Here is a 15329-nt window from a genome sequence, read left to right as displayed (position 1 = left end):
CGCGTGCGCTTTGAAGAAGCGCCGCACCGTTGCCGGAATGGTCTTACCGGATCGGGATCGGCGCAGCATATACGACCAAGGTCGCAGGGATGCGCCGGGCGGAGCGTTCAGGGCCGCGCCGAATAGAGCCCATGGTGCGTAAGGATGAAGAGCGTGCGGCCATCGTCGCCGCCGAACAGCAGCTGCAAGGGCCGCTCCGGCACGTCGATCCTGCCCTGGTCGCTGCCATCGGCACCGTAGACGAAGACCTGGCCGTTCGCGACATAGACGCGGCCGTCGGGTCCTGCCGCCACGCTCTCGCCCCCGCGCGTCGCGAAGGGCTTGAGCCCGGTCACCGTGCCGCCGGCGCCGAGCACGCCGCTATAGGTCCGGTCTTCGGAGCCGTTGGCGAGATAGACGCGTTCGCCGACCTTGCCGGTGATCCAGCCATAGGTGTCGAGCGTATCGGAAAACCGCCAGCCGAGATGGTTGGTCGGGCCCTGCTGCCATACGCGATAGGCGGGCAGCACGAGACTGCGATCGGGCGAGACGTATTCACGCGGCTTGGGCGCCGCCATGTCGCGCGCGAACATCTCGGCCAGCGTCGTAAAATGCTCGCTCGCGGCGTCATATTGATCGCGGAACTCGCCATTGTCCCAGAAGCTGCCGGGCAGCGCGACGCGCGCATCGGGCCGATCGCCGGCGGGCGTCGGCGCGATCGGCCGCACCGCCTGCGGATCGCCCGGTTTGAGGCTGTAGACGGTCGCCTCGGGACCGTCCGACGAGAGCACCATCAGGCTGCCCGACCGATCGACGGCGAGGTTGACCGGATCGAGCGGGGCATCGGCGACGATCGACAGCCCCTCCTTCTCCGACCAGCCATGGATGCGGTGAAACTGCCGGTCGATGAAATAGAGCTTGCCCGCCGCATCCACCGCGCCGCCGCCCAGCGCATAAAAGCCATCGGCAAGCCGTTGCACCGGGGCGATCGTGGGCGTCGCAGCCGCAACGGGCGCATCGGTCACGTCGAGCACGGCGAATTCGCGCTCGCGAACCTCGGCGCCGCGCGTCACGTCGTGGATCGCGTTTTCGAAGGGATATTTGCTGGCGCGCAGATAGGTGCCGCAGCCCTTGTCGTCGCAGGTCGAGAAACCGCTCTCGGCGTTGACATGGACGTTGCGGAAACGGATGCCGGTCGAGCCGTATAGCTTGACCGCCGCGGGCGCAGGCTGGAGCGATCGGGTGACGCGATAGCCATGGAAATTGGCGAACAGCAGATCGCGCGAATTGCGGATCTCCAGCGCCACCGTGGTGCGGCTCTCGCCGGCCTCCTCCTCGGTTTGGGGCGCGAGGAATTCCCAGTTGCGCACGCGATCGAGCACGATCTCTGCGCGCAGGTGATGCTCGGCCGAGATCTGGTAGACATGGCCCGGCGTGGCGGTGTCCGAGACATAGAGCCCTGCCTGGGCATAGGTGTTCGGCGTCCACACGCCGTTGAACGTCCCGCCGCCGCCGTCGGTGACCCACAGGCTGGGATATTGGCCGTCCCAGCGCTTCTTCGGATCGGCATCGGCGGTGTGATTGGCGTTATAGGGATCGAAGCGGCTGCCATCGGCGAGGTTGGTGCCATGGCCGCCCTGGAACTTGACGTCGTCGACCAGCGACGCCTCGCCGGCGCGCCACAACAGCCCCGTCGCGCGCGGGTTGATGCCGCCGGTGAACAGGCCGAGGCCGGAGACGATCGCGGCGCCGCCCCGCGCGCTTTCGATCAGCGCCTTGGCCGGGCCCACGCCGCGATAGGCGGGCGTGTCGTCGGCCAGCACGATCTGGGTGAGACTGGGATGCAGCCCGATCAGTACGCTGTCCGGGCGGAGCTTGAGCGTGTCGCTGACGCGGTAGAAGCCCGAGGGGAAATAGAGCACACGGTGCGTATCGATCGCGCGCTGGAGCGCGGCGGTGTCGTCGGTCGCATTGTCGCCCTTGGCGCCCAAGGTGCGGACATTGGCCCAGGTCGCGACCGCCGGAACGCCGCGAAGGGCAGGATCGCGGCGGCGCGGCAGCGCGGTCACGGCCGCCGCATCCATGCGCGTCGCGAAACGGCCCGGCTGACCGAGGCCCGCGAGCGTCAACCCATAGGTGAATTCCTTGACGCGATAGCGCGGCGCCGGGCCGGCCACGGTCTTGCCGCTGTCGCGGAAGCGCGCGAACACCGGGGTGCCACTCGCCACGGCATTGTCGACGCCGATCTGGGTGTAGGCATTGCCTTCGTTGCTGATGACCACCCCGGCCTGCGAGACATTCTCGAAGCGGACGTCCTTGCCCCACAGCCAGTCGCCATAGCCGCGGTCGATCTCGATTCCGACGGGCACGTTGCGCAGCACGGTGTTGACCAGCGTCAGCCCCGCCTCATGCTCGCGGATCGCGGCGTCGCGCTGGCCGTCGAAGACCGAATCGAGCAAAGTATATTGCCAGGCCGGCGAGGTCTTCTCGGTCAGGATGCCGTAGCGCCCGCCGTGGAAGCGCAGGTCGAACCCGATATTGCCGACCTGGTAGATGCCGGCCAGCGCCGAGCCCAGGCGGAAGTCGATATGCGCGAGATAGGCGTGCTGCGCCGTGTGGAAGCGCACCGCGGTCGCCGCCGGGTTGCCCGCGCCGATCTCGAAATCGACATTGGCCAGTGCCGAATAGAAGGTACCCGAATTGGCATCGGCAATGTTGGGATCGAACGGCACGCTGGTCGGCGGCGGTACCGGGACCACGGCGGCGAGCGGCACTCCGCCCGGACCGGGCGCCGCGCCGCCCGGCTGGTTTCCGGTGAAGAAGATCATGCTGCCGACGCCGCGCTGGAAGCCGGGGGTCGACGGCGCGAGCAGAAAGACCGGGCGGGCCTTGCCGATGCCGAACAGCCGCACGCCCGGCCACATATAGAGCGTGCGGGTGATGCGATGGCGTCCCGAGGGGAGAAACACGATGCCGCCGCCCGGCTTGGCCGCCGCGGCATCGATTGCCGCCTGGATCGCGGCGCTGTCGTCGGCCACGCCATCGCCACGCGCCTTCACGGTGACCGCGCGGGAGTCGTTCGGTGCGGTGGCGTAGATCGAGCCCGAGCGTGCCGGTTGCGCATGTGCCGACACCGCGAGCGGCACGGTCGCGAGCGCAAATCCTGCAGTGATGCTCGCTGCCCTGGCCATCATGCCTCTCCCTCTGCTCTTATCGTTCGCACCATGCTCGCATAAGCGCAGGCCGATATGCCAGCGACCGCGACAAAGGTCGCGGTGGTCAAAGCCCCGTGCGCGCTGGATAGCATCGACTTTCGACGCGTGGGCCGGGCCCCCGCGTGCTGTTGCGTGACGAAAGGGTATCCGCTGGTGCAAGCTCAGGAGAATAGGCTGCCCTGCGCGATCGTCGCGATGGGCGTAAGCGGCTGCGGCAAATCGACGCTGGTCGCGCATCTTGCCGCGCAGTTGGCCTGCCCTGCCTTTGAGGGCGACGACTATCATGCCGCCACCAGCATCGCGAAGATGCGCGCCGGACAGCCGCTGAACGATGCCGACCGCTGGCCCTGGCTCGATCGGCTCGGCGCGGCTATCGGCGTGGCTGCAACTGACAACGGTGTCGCAGTCGCCGCCTGCTCGGCGCTCAAGCATAGCTATCGCGCGCGGCTAGAGCAGGCGGCCGGCGTGCCGCTGCTGTTCGTGTTGCTCGACGGCGAGCGCGACGAAATCGCCGCGCACCTCGCCGCGCGGGCAAACCATTATATGCCGCCCAGCCTGCTCGACAGCCAGTTCGCGACGCTGGAGCGGCCCGGCCCGGACGAGCGCGCACTGGCGCTGCATTGCTATCGCCCGATCGAGGATCTCAGCCGCGAAGTGCTCGCCTGGGCGCGGCGCGGCGCGATCGCGGCAGCGCGTTAGGGCATCAGCCGCTTGCGGCCCTGCGACAGGTGCCAGCGCATCGCCAGCGCGGCGCCGTCGGCATCCTGCGCGCGGATCGCATCGACGATCGCATCATGCTCCCCCATCATCGCGTCTATGACCTCGGGCGGCCGCGAACGGGAAATGTCCACGCCGGCCCGCAAGATGCGCATGACTTCGTCGCGCAGGCATTCGAAGATCGTGACGAAGGCGCCGTTGCCCGTCGCCTCGGCAATCGAGCGGTGCAGCACCCAATCCTCGTCATGCGCCGGCTCGCTAGACAGCAGCGCGCGCCGCAGCCCGGCGAGCGCCGCCTCGATCGACTCCATCTGCGCGTGCGAGCGGCGCTGCGCCGCAAGGCGTGCGGCCTCGGCCTCGACGACGAAGCGGACCTCATAGGTGCCCAAAGCCGCGGCGAGATGATCCAACGGCACGTGCGAGCCCAACCGCTCGGACGGGCGCCGCTTGACATAGGAGCCGGCGCCGCGCCGCGCCTCGGTGATGCCGTCGGCCGCGAGCCGGACCAGCGCCTCGCGGACGATCGTGCGCGACATGCCGAAGGTCTCCGCCAGCCGCGCCTCGGACGGCAGCCGATCGCCGGTCGCCAGGCCGTCCTCGTTGATGATCTGCACGATCGCGGTGTAGGCGCGATCCGCCAGCCTGCCTTCCTGCACCACGCCCTCCCGATCAGACGACGTAGCTGAGCGCCACGACCAGGGCGAGTCCGGCCACCGATATCACGGTCTCGAGCATCGACCAGGTCCGGAAAGTGTCGGCCGTACTCGTGCCGACATAGCCCTTGACCAGCCAGAAGCCGGGATCGTTGACATGGCTGAAGAACACCGATCCCGCACCAATCGCCAGCACCACCAGTTCGGGCGACACGCCCGAGGCGGCCACGACGCCGGGCATGATCCCGACCGCCGTGATCGTCGCGACCGTCGCAGAACCCGCCGCGAGCCGGATCGCGACGGCGACCAGCCAGCCGAGCAGCAGCGGCGAGATCGGGTACAGCATCACGACCCGCGCCAGCAGATCGGAGAGGCCGGCGGTGACCAGCACCTGCTTGAGCGCGCCGCCGGCGCCGATCGCCAGCAGGATCGCGCCCGCAGCGCCCATCGTTTCGAACCATACGGCGTCCTGGATCGCCGCCTCGCCTAGTCGACGCCCGAACAGCAGCGGCAGCGCGACGAGATTGGTGATGAGCAGCGCCAGCACCGGGTTGCTTGCCGCGACCAGCCAGGGCGCCTCGCCGAGGCCGGGCACGAGCTTGCCAAGCTCGCCCGCCGCAATCAGCACGATCGGCAGCAAAACGATGAACAGCGAGACCGGCCGCGGCGGGGGCATCAGATCGAGCGCATGATCGCTCAGCACCGGCTCGCTCAGCTTTACGCCGGGCGAGACAAACCGCGCCAGCACCGGGCCGGCCAGGATCGCGATCGGGATGGCAATCGCGATGCCGTATAGCATCGTGAGGCCGAGATTGGCGCCAAGCGCCTCGACGGCGAGCAACGGCCCGGGATGCGGCGGCACCAGCGCGTGGACGACGCCGAGCCCGGCCAGCGCCGGCATGATCAGGCGCAGCTTGGTAGCGTCGCGATCGCCATTGTCGGGCATCGCCTGGGCTGCGGCGACGACGATCGGCAGCAGCAACACCAGCCCGGTCTCGAAGAACAGCGGCAGGCCGATGACGATCGCGATGCCGAGCGTTGCCCAAGGCGCCGCCTTGGGGCCGGTCAGCCGCATCGCGCCGGTGGCGAGCGATGCCGCCGCGCCCGAGAGATGGAGCATCGCGCCGAGCGAAAGCCCGAGCGCCACCACCAGCCCGGTCCCGCCGACGATGTCGCCGACGCCCTTCTGCACTGCCTTCGCCGTGTCGCCGAGCGGCAGGCCGGCAAAGATTCCAACGGCGAAGGCGCCGCACAACAGGCCGAGAAAGGGATGCAGACGCCCGCGGACGATCAACAGGATCGCCAGCACGATCCCCGCCACGGCGGCGACCACCAACCGCAGGTCAGCCCCGATCATCGATGCGCCTGCCGGCGCAGAACGCGCCCTGCGATCCTTGCGGACATCTCGATCCTCCCCATTTTTCTAGTGATACCTGTAGGACAAATTCTGCGCCCGGAATAGCGAAAAGGGCTTGCAGCGGCAGAGATATGCGAGACATACTCCAAACCTGTCCAACCGATTCCAGATAAACCGGAGCGTAGGACAAGATGCGTGGAGGCTTCAATCCACGCCAGGCCAAAGCGCCCAAGGGAGTGAGGATGCCATGAAGGGGAACCAGCAAGCCCGCGAGAACTCGGCAGCACCAGAGGCCGGCGCGCCGGTGCGCCTGACGCCGACACAGATCAAGGTGATGCGCGGCGTCCGTTCGGGACAGCTCAACAAGCAGATCGCGTTCGAACTCGGCATCGCCGAGACGACAGTGAAGGCGCACATGACGGCGCTGATGCGCAAACTCAACGTGCGCAATCGCACCCAGGTCGCGCTCGCGGCGCAGGCGCTCACGCTCCACGCCTGACTTCGCCTGGCCGGGAATGGCGGCCGCCCCCGATCCGGGAGAATGACGATGAAAGCACTTCGCGCGGTCTGCGCGGCATTGCTGCTTGCGCCGCTTCCGGCGCTGGCGAAATCGACTTCGGTCTATCGCACCCAGCCCGACGATCCGCGCGCGATCGTCGTGAAGGGCGTAGGCGACGGGCGCGCCGATGACAGTGCCGCCATCCAGCAGGCGATCGACTCCGCCGCTGCCGGCGGGCATGGCGGCGTGGTCTTCCTGCCATCGGCCCGATATCGGATCAGCCGGACGATCTTCGTGCGCTCGGCAGTGCGCATGTTCGGCGTCGGCCCGACGCGCCCGGTAATCCTGCTGGGCGACAATGCCGCCGGCTTCGGCGCGGGCGTGAAGGCGATGGTCAGCTTCACCGGCGAGGACCAGTATCGCGTCGGCGCGGTGCCGGTGCCGCCGCCGACCAGCGTGCCTGCCAACCCGGACATCTATGACGCGACGTCGAGCACTTTCTATTCGGCGCTGTCCAATGTCGATTTCGAGATCGGGCGCGGCAATGCCGGCGCGGTCGCAGTGCGCTTCCGCGTCGCGCAGCACGGCTTCCTCCGCCATATCGACTTCCATCTCGGATCGGGGCTGGCCGGCATCTACCAGGCCGGCAATGAATGCGAGGACCTGCGCTTCTATGGCGGGCGCTACGGCATCCTGACCGAGAAGACCTCGCCCGCCTGGCAGTTCACGCTGATCGATTCGGAATTCGACGGCCAGCGCGACGCCGCGATCCGCGAGCATGAGGTCGACCTCACGCTGGTCAATGTCGCGATCCGCAACACGCCGATCGGGATTGAGATCGACCGCGGCTATTCGGATTCGCTGTGGGGCAAGGACGTCCGCTTCGAGAATGTCTCGAGCGCGGGCGTGGTGATCTCGAACGAGGACAGCGTCTTCACCCAGATCGGCTTCGACAATGCGCTGGCGGCGAACACCCCGGTCTTCGCGCGCTTCCGCGACAGCGGCAAGACCGTGGCGGGCGGCGCGAAACCCTATCGCGTCAGCGACTTCTCGCACGGCCTCAAGCTGCCCGGGCTCGGCGCGATCGGCGCAACCGCGACCGATATGACGATCACGCCGCTCGCACGAATGCCGGCGCGCCGCGCCGCCGCGATCCGGGCGCTGCCGCCGGTAGGCGACTGGGCCAATGCCCGCGACTTCGGCGTGAAGGGCGACGACGAAACCGACGATACCCAGGCGCTCCAGCGCGCGATAGACAGTCACCGAGTCATCTATCTGCCGATGGGCCGCTACCGCGTGACCGACACGCTGAAACTGCGGCCGGACAGCGTGCTGATCGCGCTGCATCCCAGCCTCACCCATCTCTATCTGCCCGACGGGAGCCCTGCTTTTGCCGGCGTCGGCAGCGCGAAGGCGCTGCTGCAAAGCGCGCGCGGCGGCAATGCGATCGTGTCCGGGCTCGGCCTGTGGACCGGCGGGGTCAATCCGCGCGCCACCGCCTTGCTATGGAAGGCCGGCGAGGCCTCGATGGTCAACGACGTCAAGATCCAGGGCGGCGGTGGCACCGTGCTGACCAAGGGCAGTCCGATCGGCTTCGGCGATCCCAAGGCGCGCTTCGACGGGCAGCATCCCAGCATCTGGGTGACCGATGGCGGCGGCGGCACCTTCGCGGCGATCTGGTCGCCCAACACGCTGGCTTCGGCGGGCTTCTACGTCTCGGACACCAAGACGCCCGGCCATGTCTACGAGCTTTCGGCCGAGCATCACTATCGCGCCGAAATCGTGCTGGACGGCGTGGAGAATTGGGAATTCCTCGCGCCGCAGACCGAGCAGGAAGTGCGCGACGGAGTAAACGCGATCTCCACCGAGTTCCGCAATGCGCGCAACATCCTGTTCGCCAATTATCACGGCTATCGCGTCACCCGCTCGATCAAGCCGATGGATGCGGCGGTGAAGCTCTATACTTCGAGCGGCATCCGCTTCCGCAACGTCCATGTGAATGCCGAGAGCGGCTTCGCGAGTTGCGACGACAAGGGTTGCGGCACCTATACGCGGGCGAGCAAATATCCTTTCGAGAACGCCATCCAGGACATGACCGGCGGCCAGCAGGTGCGGGAGCGCGAATTCGCCCGGCTCGATCTGCCGGCCACCCCTGCCCCTGCCCCTGCCCCTGCCCCAGCCACAGCCGCGGCGATCCCCGTGTCGCCCGACGTCACCAAGCTCGCCGACGGCTTCCATTCGATCGCAGGCGCCGCGGTGGATGCCAAGGGCAAGCTCTACTTCGTCGACCGGCAGTTCCAGCGCATCCATGGCTGGTCGGAAAAGGAAGGGCTGACGATCGTCGCCGATGCGCCGCTCGATCCGGTCAACCTCGCGGTCGATCGCTCGGGCCGGCTGCTAGTGCTCTCTTCGGCGGGCCATGACGCCAGCGTCTACAGCATCGATCCCACCAAACCGGCCGATGTCGAGCGGATTGCGCCGACCCCGGCGAAGCCGCGTACCGGCGCCGCGACGGCACTCCCGGTCAATATGTGGGCGAACGGCGAATTCGCCGATCGCATCGATCCCGACACCTATCAATTTCCCCCGCTCGCCGATTTCTTCCTGCGCGCGATGGCGAGCCCCAAGCCGCAGGAATATGTTTCCCCCGACGGATCGCTCGTCCTCCCCGCCTTCCGCGTTTGGAACCAAGGGCCCGACGATCACCAGGGCTGGCGCTGGTCCGATACGCTCGACGCTTATGGGCTGGTGACGGCGCGTGCCGGCGAGCGCGTATTCCTGACCAATGCCTCGGAGAACCGCACCTATGGCGGGCTGGTGGGCCCCGGCGGCAGCGTCACCGACCTCAAGGTCGTCGCCGATCGCGGCGGCGAGAGCGTCGCGCGCGATGCGGCGGGCAACCTCTATGTGGCGAACGGCCAGGTGTTCGTCTACGCCCCGGACGGCACGTTGTTGCGCCGCATCGACGTTCCGGAGCGGCCGCTCCAGCTGGTGATCGGCGGCGCGGAAGGCCGCACGCTTTTCATCCTCAGCCATCACGCGCTGTTCGCAGTGTCGATCTAGGCGCGCCTAGGCTTTGGCCGCAGTCGGGGGCGGCTAAGCCGGGATCGCCTCGTCACGCACCGCCTCGGCGCGCCGCATGTCGCGCGCGCAGCGTTCGTCGTCACCGAGCGCGCGGAAGATTTCGGCGCGGTTCTCGTAATGCTCGGGATTGTCGGGCTCCACCGCGATGACATGGTCCATATCGGCAAGCGCCAGGCCGTAGGATTGCGCGTTGAAGTGCAACACTGCGCGATTGACGCGCGCGCTCACCGCATCTTGGTCCGCCACGATCACGCGATCGAGATCGGCAAGCGCCTCCGCGCTGCGATCGAGCACCCCGAATACCTCGGCGCGCAGCAGATAAGCCTCGGGCTGATCGGGGTTGAGCTCGAGGCTGCGTTCGAAGCTGGCCAATGCTGCGTCCCATTGCTCCAGCTGGCTCTGGCAGACCGCGCGGTTGTAATGCACCTCGGGATAGGGCGCGCTGTAGCGGATGGCCAGGTCGTAGGCCGCCAGCGCCTCGTCATAGCGCCCCAGGCCCTGCAGCAGATTGGCGCTTTCGTTGTAATATTCGGAATAGTGCGGATCCATCTCGATCGACTTGGCATAGTGATCGAGCGCCGCCTGCGGCTGCCCCAGCGCCACATAGACCTGCGCAGCGTTATATTGCAGCACGGAGCGGTGCAGCCGGTGCCGCGCCTCGCCCAGCGCGGCGGTCAGGCGCTCGAACCCCGCCTGGCACAGCGCCAACGCCTCCGCCTTGCGGTTCTGGCGGACGCGCAGGAAGGCCAGGCCATTGTCGATGAACACCTTGAGGAAGTGGAATTCGTCGGGCTCGATAGCGCCTTCGGCCGCATCGATATATTGTGCGGCGGCGAGGATATGCGTCTGCGCCAGCGCCAGATCGGGTACGACTGCGTAGCGCAGATGGATCATCGACAGGAGATAATGCATCTTCGCGCGCAGATCGGGCCGAGTCAGATAGGGTTCGGCCAGCGTCTCGACGACGCGCAGTGCCTCGTCCTGCCGGCCGATCATCACCAGGCCCTGGAAGATGTTGCCGATATAGTTCCAGCGCGCCTCCTCGTCCGGCGCCAGTGCGGCGACATGCGGCAGCACCGTGTCGGCGAAGCTGCCGGATTCGTGATAATAGCCATAATGATTGTAGAGGCAGAGCGCCTTGAGCGCGATCGCCGCCGCCGCCCGCGCATTCCCGGTCTCGCGATAATGCGCGAGCAGCGCGGGATAATGTTCCTCCGCCGCTTCCTGGCCCAACGCGTCGATCTGTCGCTCGAGCGTCTCGGCTTCGTCCGCGTCCAGCCGCGCCGCGCCGCCAGCTCTGGCCCGCCAGAGTTCGGAATCCGCCAGCGGCTCGATCCGGATGCTGCCGCGCGCGCCGGCACGCCGCGCCAGTTCAGTAAAAAAGCGGGTGGCGAGGTGCTGCGCCGCGTCGAGCCGCGCGACCCGGATCGTCCATGGCGCCGAGCCGCTGTCGGTCGCGCGCCATTCGAGGACGAAGCCGACCAGTCCGTGGACGATGCGATAGGCCCGATCGAGCGGGAAGTTGCGGGTCTTCTCCACGCCGGTCGAGGAGTCCGTCAGCGACGCATAGGCGAGCGGAATTTCGTGGCGACGCTTGAGCAGCACCATGTGCAGCTCGTAATTGTGCCGGTCGATGATGTCGCCCCGGCCTTTGGCGCGCAGCTCGGCATAGCCTTGTTCGATCAGCGCCTGCACCCCCGTCCAGGCGCCGCCCCGCGCAAAGCAGGCATCGAGTTCAATGACGCGCCCGGCCGAGTCCGGACTCGCGCCGCTAGCTGCAGACACGCCTGGAGAGATCAAGACGTCGGTCTTCATCGCGATTGCTCCTTCAATGCCGAATGCGCGGGCCAGCGGCGCCGCAGCCACATATAGACCCCGCCGCCAAAGATGATCGCCGACAGCAGGACGAAGATGCCTAGGTCGTACACCGTGTACATCGACGCCGACGGGTCGCGATACGCCTCGTAGCTCTTGATCGCATAGCGGGCCAAGGTCGGCAGGAAAACCAGCAGCAGCACCGCCAGCGCGCCGATCCGGCCGACCACCCAAAGCACCGAGAAGAGGCGAAGGATGCCGACGCTCTTGTAGGTCGGCGCATCCGCGCGGGTTCCCCAGCGGCCGCGGCTCACGCGGTACAGGCCGTCGCGCAGATAGATGCGCGCATCGGCATCGAGGTTGGGATAGCTCAGATAGTTGCTGAGCATGTAATAGATGTCGGTCTTGAGGAAGAGATTGAGCTGCCAGATCAGCGTCACGCCGATCTGCAGGACGAGCGCCTGGAGCAGCGCGACGGCAAAACCGGTCTCCCCTTCGTGCCGCAGCCCGGCAATCGCCAGCGTCACCAGCGCGATGAGGAACAAGTCGACCATCATCCCTGCCGCCAGCGGCAGATAGCGTTGCCGCTTGGGGAGCGCCCAGATGCCCGAGAGATCGGCCTCGGCGACAATGTTCCACAGGCGATTGCCGATCCCCAGCCGGGCGTTCACGCCGTGCCGCGCGGCAGCCAGCATGTGCCCGAGCTCATGGAGTGAGACGGCCAGCGACGACAGGATCAGCAGCAGCACGAGCGTGAGCGCGAAGTTGCGTTCGATGAAGAACGCCTCCCGATCGATCCGCAATGCCGGATCGAGCAATGCGAGATATCCCGCATAACCCAGCACCGCGAGATACCCGATCAGCACCGGCCAGGAGAATATCGCCCGCGCGACCCTGGGGTCTGCGCTGAACAGGATCCGCTTATCCTCGTCGCGCGCCGAAAGCCGCTCTGCATGCAGATGTGCCTCGGCGATCGGATAGAGGAAACCGATCTCGCGCAGCATCGCGAGGAAATCGTCGACATCGACCATCTCGCCGCCCTCGGCTGCCAGCGCCGCCTTGATCTCGGCGGGCGTTCGGCCCTGCTGGAGCATTGTCACCACCGCGCGCCCGGCGGCTGGCACCTGATAGAATTCGTCCATCTCGGCATTGCCGATCAGGAAGTCTTCGCCTTCCGGCTGGATGGAGAGCGGGACTATGAAATATTGCGCGTCATCATCCATGGTCGCCCCCTCCCCCGCGCTGATCCGATCGGTTCCGCTCATCGGGTCGCCGGCCGGATCCCGGTGTAGTGCGACGAGGCCAGCTTCCAGCTGCCCGCCATGCGATGCGCCACATAGCTGGCCCGAAGCGCCATCATGCGCGGCGGCTGGCCCGGCACTTGGATCGTATAGGCCAGCTTGGCGAACACGATCGCCGAGTCGCCGAAAACGCGCACGACCGGCTCGAGAATCTCGACTGCAGGTGCGTCGGTTTTCTTGTCGGGCGCGTAGAAGCCGAGCATCTTGTCGCGGCTATCGACTTCGCCGATCGGTGAAATCTCCAGATAATCCGCCGTGGTGAGCGCGCCGAGTCGCGCCGCGTCGAACGCCGCCTGGGCGCGCACGAAATCCTCGACGAGGCGAACGAGCACCCCCTGTTCCGCCGGCTGTTGCTGGACCGGCGCGACAACTGCCGCATCGACGGTCGCCAACGGCGTTCCTAACAGAACGAGCGCCGAAACAATCCACGCCATGTTCGAATATCCCATCGACTCTTTCTCCAGCGCCGGTCGATCGCGTGCGCCGCGCCCGTCCAATCCGAACGATGCGGGGAGCGAACCGGCTGTCCGGCCGTCCGCCCCCCGCAGAGCGATCAGAACGGAAGCGGGAAAGGCCAGCAAACCCAGATCGGGTAGAGCGCGACCGAAGTGGTCTTGAGCTTTTGGGCCTTAAGGACAGAGATCTTCTTCATCGAAAATACTCCCTGAGATGCAACTGACGTGCAACAAGTTGCGCCGTCAGCGCAAAAATGCAGACCTGACAGCAGGCCATCCCTGTTGCTTTGGAACTTGTCTTAGTAGTTCCCGAAATGGCCTGCGGTTATTATTGTACGCGTCATAATCAGAGTCAATGTATAAAAGTGTCAATTTATAACGAATCAACGGCAGGCAATTAATTGTATTATAAACCGCCAAACTAGAGTCATCCCTGACTCCATATTGGATGTAGTCACCAAAACTTACGCGTGATCGTCGCGTAATTTTCATTACGCACCCGAACAATGGATCGGTTTCCGAACACCACTCTATTCGATGTCTGGCATTGGCCAATTCCATTTCCGACATACTAGGCAGAGACGGGCTCCGCCCCGCGGGCCATCTGTCCGACATGGCCGCCATGGCTCTGGCAGCATCGACATGCGCTTCCTAAAGAATGCGTATGAAGTTCCTGCTCCTAGCTCTGTCGCTTCTGTCGCCGGCCGTTGCGCTGGCGCAGGCGGCACCAGCCCAAACCAGTGCGCCGAGAACCATATTGTTCGTCGGCAACAGCTTTACCCAGGGCGCCAATTCGGCGGCAAAACGCTATCGTGCCGACGCCGTCACCGATCTGGTCGGCGACGGCATCGGCGGGGTGCCGGCCTTGTTCAAGACGTTTACCGAACAAGCCGGTCTAGACTGGCGGGTGAGCCTCGAAACCCAGGGCGGCAAATCACTGGCGTTCCATTATGAAGAGCGCCGCGAAAAGCTGGCCGGGGCATGGGATGTCGTAGTCCTCCAGGAATTCAGCACGCTTGATCGCGAACGACCCGGCGACGCGACAGGCTATGCGAAATACGCGCGGATGCTGGCGGCGATGGCGGTGCGCGCCTATCCCCAGGCAGAGGTGTTGTTGATGGCGACCTGGTCGCGAGCGGATCAGGTCTATCGCCCCGGCAATCCCTGGTCGGGCAAGCCGATCGCCGCGATGGCGGACGATTTGCGCGCCGCGGCCGAGCAGGTTCGCGCCACCTCGCGCGATATCCGCGGCGTCCTGCCGGTCGGCCAGGCCTGGAATTGCGCCATCGCGCGCGGCGTCGCCGATCCGAACCCTTATGACGGGATCGCCTTCGGCCAGGTCGATCTATGGAGCTATGACCATTATCACGCGAGCATCTATGGCTATTATCTCGAAGCGCTGATCGTCTTCGGCCAGGTGACCGGGATCGATCCCGTCACCCTCGGAGCGCAGGAACGCGCGGCCGACGATCTCGGCATTTCCAAGCAACAGGCCGTGGCGCTGCAGCAGATCGCATCCGCGCAACTCGCAACCGAACGTGCGTCCGTGACGAATACCGAGCCTGCCAGGCCGTAGACTGATAAAAGCGGCCTGTCGGCTACCGCCCCAATGGAAGACATTGCGCGATAGCCGGCGAGTTCCCTAAATCAGACGTCGCCGACGCAATTTGCGGCACGCTCCAAAGGACAGGTACGTCATGCCGGCTTCGTTCTGGTTTGTTGAGGAACCCTGCCAAAGCAGCGAAGTGCTTCAATGGTTTCGGGCTTTACCAAATCCGCCAGAACAGATTGCGTCAGCGAAGGGCTACACGCTCTATTTTCGGGCCGCCGGACCACTCGCGCTAAACGACGACGGATCGATTGATGGCTCTCGATCGCCAGTAGTAACGGTTATCACGCCGTCATCTCGCCGTGCGGTGATGTGGACAACAGGATCAGTCCATTTCCTGCCGATTCCCGTTAGCCAGTTCCCTGACGTTGCAAAGATCAGGAAGCAGTTCGGGCGATGGGTCGAGGGGCATCCGCTTGCCTATGATCCGCACATCAACGCCGAGAACCCATTCGCATATTACTTGGAAGGCTCCGCTGCGAACAGGGGAGCGCTATATGGCCTACCGAGCGGAATGGCGGCTCTGGCTCGCGGACAATTCTTCGTGGACGATCTCGACAACGAGCTGGTTCTTGATCGGGTGTGCCGAAGTCTGAGACTGCGCGGCATCGAATGCGAGAGTTAGGGCGACAGACGTCGGTCTGA

11 protein-coding genes are annotated in these 15329 nt (G+C 65.9%); 5 read left to right on the top strand and 6 right to left on the bottom strand.

Features of this window, described 5'->3' with window-relative positions; translation table 11 throughout:
- Positions 1–107 precede the first annotated feature (107 nt).
- Positions 108–3170, bottom strand: a complete 3063-nt coding sequence (locus AB2M62_RS06465; protein ID WP_404338631.1) for a glycosyl hydrolase family 28-related protein — start codon at positions 3168–3170, stop codon at positions 108–110.
- Between the two features lie 177 nt (positions 3171–3347).
- On the opposite strand from AB2M62_RS06465, the gene AB2M62_RS06460 reads away from it, so the two are divergent.
- Positions 3348–3893, top strand: coding sequence for a gluconokinase (locus AB2M62_RS06460; RefSeq protein ID WP_404338629.1), 546 nt, complete (start codon positions 3348–3350; stop codon positions 3891–3893).
- On the opposite strand, the gene AB2M62_RS06455 is transcribed toward AB2M62_RS06460, so the two are convergent.
- Positions 3890–4567 (bottom strand): FadR/GntR family transcriptional regulator, encoded by a 678-nt coding sequence (locus AB2M62_RS06455; RefSeq protein WP_404338627.1) that lies wholly within the window; start codon positions 4565–4567, stop codon positions 3890–3892. The two genes, AB2M62_RS06460 and AB2M62_RS06455, sit on opposite strands and share 4 nt — an antisense overlap.
- A gap of 13 nt (positions 4568–4580) precedes the next feature.
- Positions 4581–5921, bottom strand: a complete 1341-nt coding sequence (locus AB2M62_RS06450) for a GntP family permease (RefSeq protein WP_404338625.1) — start codon at positions 5919–5921, stop codon at positions 4581–4583.
- A gap of 247 nt (positions 5922–6168) precedes the next feature.
- Between AB2M62_RS06450 and AB2M62_RS06445 the strand changes: the two genes are divergently transcribed.
- Positions 6169–6420, top strand: a complete 252-nt coding sequence (locus tag AB2M62_RS06445) for a response regulator transcription factor (RefSeq protein ID WP_404338623.1) — start codon at positions 6169–6171, stop codon at positions 6418–6420.
- A 48-nt stretch (positions 6421–6468) separates the two neighbouring features.
- Complete coding sequence (locus AB2M62_RS06440) at positions 6469–9483, top strand: glycosyl hydrolase family 28-related protein (RefSeq protein ID WP_404338621.1); 3015 nt, start codon at positions 6469–6471, stop codon at positions 9481–9483.
- 33 nt (positions 9484–9516) lie between these two features.
- Here the strand turns inward: AB2M62_RS06440 and AB2M62_RS06435 are convergent, their stop codons facing one another.
- Genes AB2M62_RS06435 through AB2M62_RS06425 form a run of 3 tightly spaced genes read right to left on the bottom strand, consistent with a single transcriptional unit; the run spans position 9517 to position 13012 of the window.
- Positions 9517–11319, bottom strand: coding sequence for a tetratricopeptide repeat protein (locus AB2M62_RS06435; protein ID WP_404338619.1), 1803 nt, complete (start codon positions 11317–11319; stop codon positions 9517–9519).
- The gene (locus tag AB2M62_RS06430; RefSeq protein ID WP_404338617.1) at positions 11316–12542 is read right to left on the bottom strand and encodes a hypothetical protein; all 1227 of its coding nucleotides are present in this window, start codon (positions 12540–12542) and stop codon (positions 11316–11318) included. Before AB2M62_RS06430 ends, AB2M62_RS06435 begins: the two co-directional genes overlap by 4 nt.
- 38 nt (positions 12543–12580) lie before the next feature.
- The gene (locus AB2M62_RS06425) at positions 12581–13012 is read right to left on the bottom strand and encodes a nuclear transport factor 2 family protein (RefSeq protein ID WP_404338615.1); all 432 of its coding nucleotides are present in this window, start codon (positions 13010–13012) and stop codon (positions 12581–12583) included.
- Between the two features lie 727 nt (positions 13013–13739).
- Here AB2M62_RS06425 and AB2M62_RS06420 point away from each other — a divergent pair.
- Together AB2M62_RS06420 and AB2M62_RS06415 are read left to right on the top strand one after the other, a co-directional pair.
- Positions 13740–14651 carry a DUF4886 domain-containing protein gene (locus AB2M62_RS06420; RefSeq protein WP_404338613.1) on the top strand — a complete coding sequence of 304 codons (912 nt, stop codon included), beginning with the start codon at positions 13740–13742 and terminating at the stop codon, positions 14649–14651.
- Between the two features lie 121 nt (positions 14652–14772).
- Positions 14773–15309 (top strand): hypothetical protein, encoded by a 537-nt coding sequence (locus AB2M62_RS06415; protein WP_404338611.1) that lies wholly within the window; start codon positions 14773–14775, stop codon positions 15307–15309.
- Positions 15310–15329 lie beyond the last annotated feature (20 nt).

The sequence above is a fragment of the Sphingomonas sp. MMS12-HWE2-04 genome (genome assembly GCF_044881185.1).
Classification (GTDB): domain Bacteria; phylum Pseudomonadota; class Alphaproteobacteria; order Sphingomonadales; family Sphingomonadaceae; genus Sphingomonas.
The sequence above is the reverse complement of the archived record's forward strand: the minus strand, read 5'-3'. Positions and strand labels throughout refer to the sequence as shown.

Coding starts and splice junctions, on each gene's coding strand:
- AB2M62_RS06465 (WP_404338631.1), bottom strand. CDS start 3,170: ATGGCCAGGGCAGCGAGCATCACTGCAGGATTTGCGCTCGCGACCGTG.
- AB2M62_RS06450 (WP_404338625.1), bottom strand. CDS start 5,921: ATGATCGGGGCTGACCTGCGGTTGGTGGTCGCCGCCGTGGCGGGGATC.
- AB2M62_RS06445 (WP_404338623.1), top strand. CDS start 6,169: ATGAAGGGGAACCAGCAAGCCCGCGAGAACTCGGCAGCACCAGAGGCC.
- AB2M62_RS06440 (WP_404338621.1), top strand. CDS start 6,469: ATGAAAGCACTTCGCGCGGTCTGCGCGGCATTGCTGCTTGCGCCGCTT.
- AB2M62_RS06435 (WP_404338619.1), bottom strand. CDS start 11,319: ATGAAGACCGACGTCTTGATCTCTCCAGGCGTGTCTGCAGCTAGCGGC.
- AB2M62_RS06430 (WP_404338617.1), bottom strand. CDS start 12,542: ATGGATGATGACGCGCAATATTTCATAGTCCCGCTCTCCATCCAGCCG.
- AB2M62_RS06420 (WP_404338613.1), top strand. CDS start 13,740: ATGAAGTTCCTGCTCCTAGCTCTGTCGCTTCTGTCGCCGGCCGTTGCG.
- AB2M62_RS06415 (WP_404338611.1), top strand. CDS start 14,773: ATGCCGGCTTCGTTCTGGTTTGTTGAGGAACCCTGCCAAAGCAGCGAA.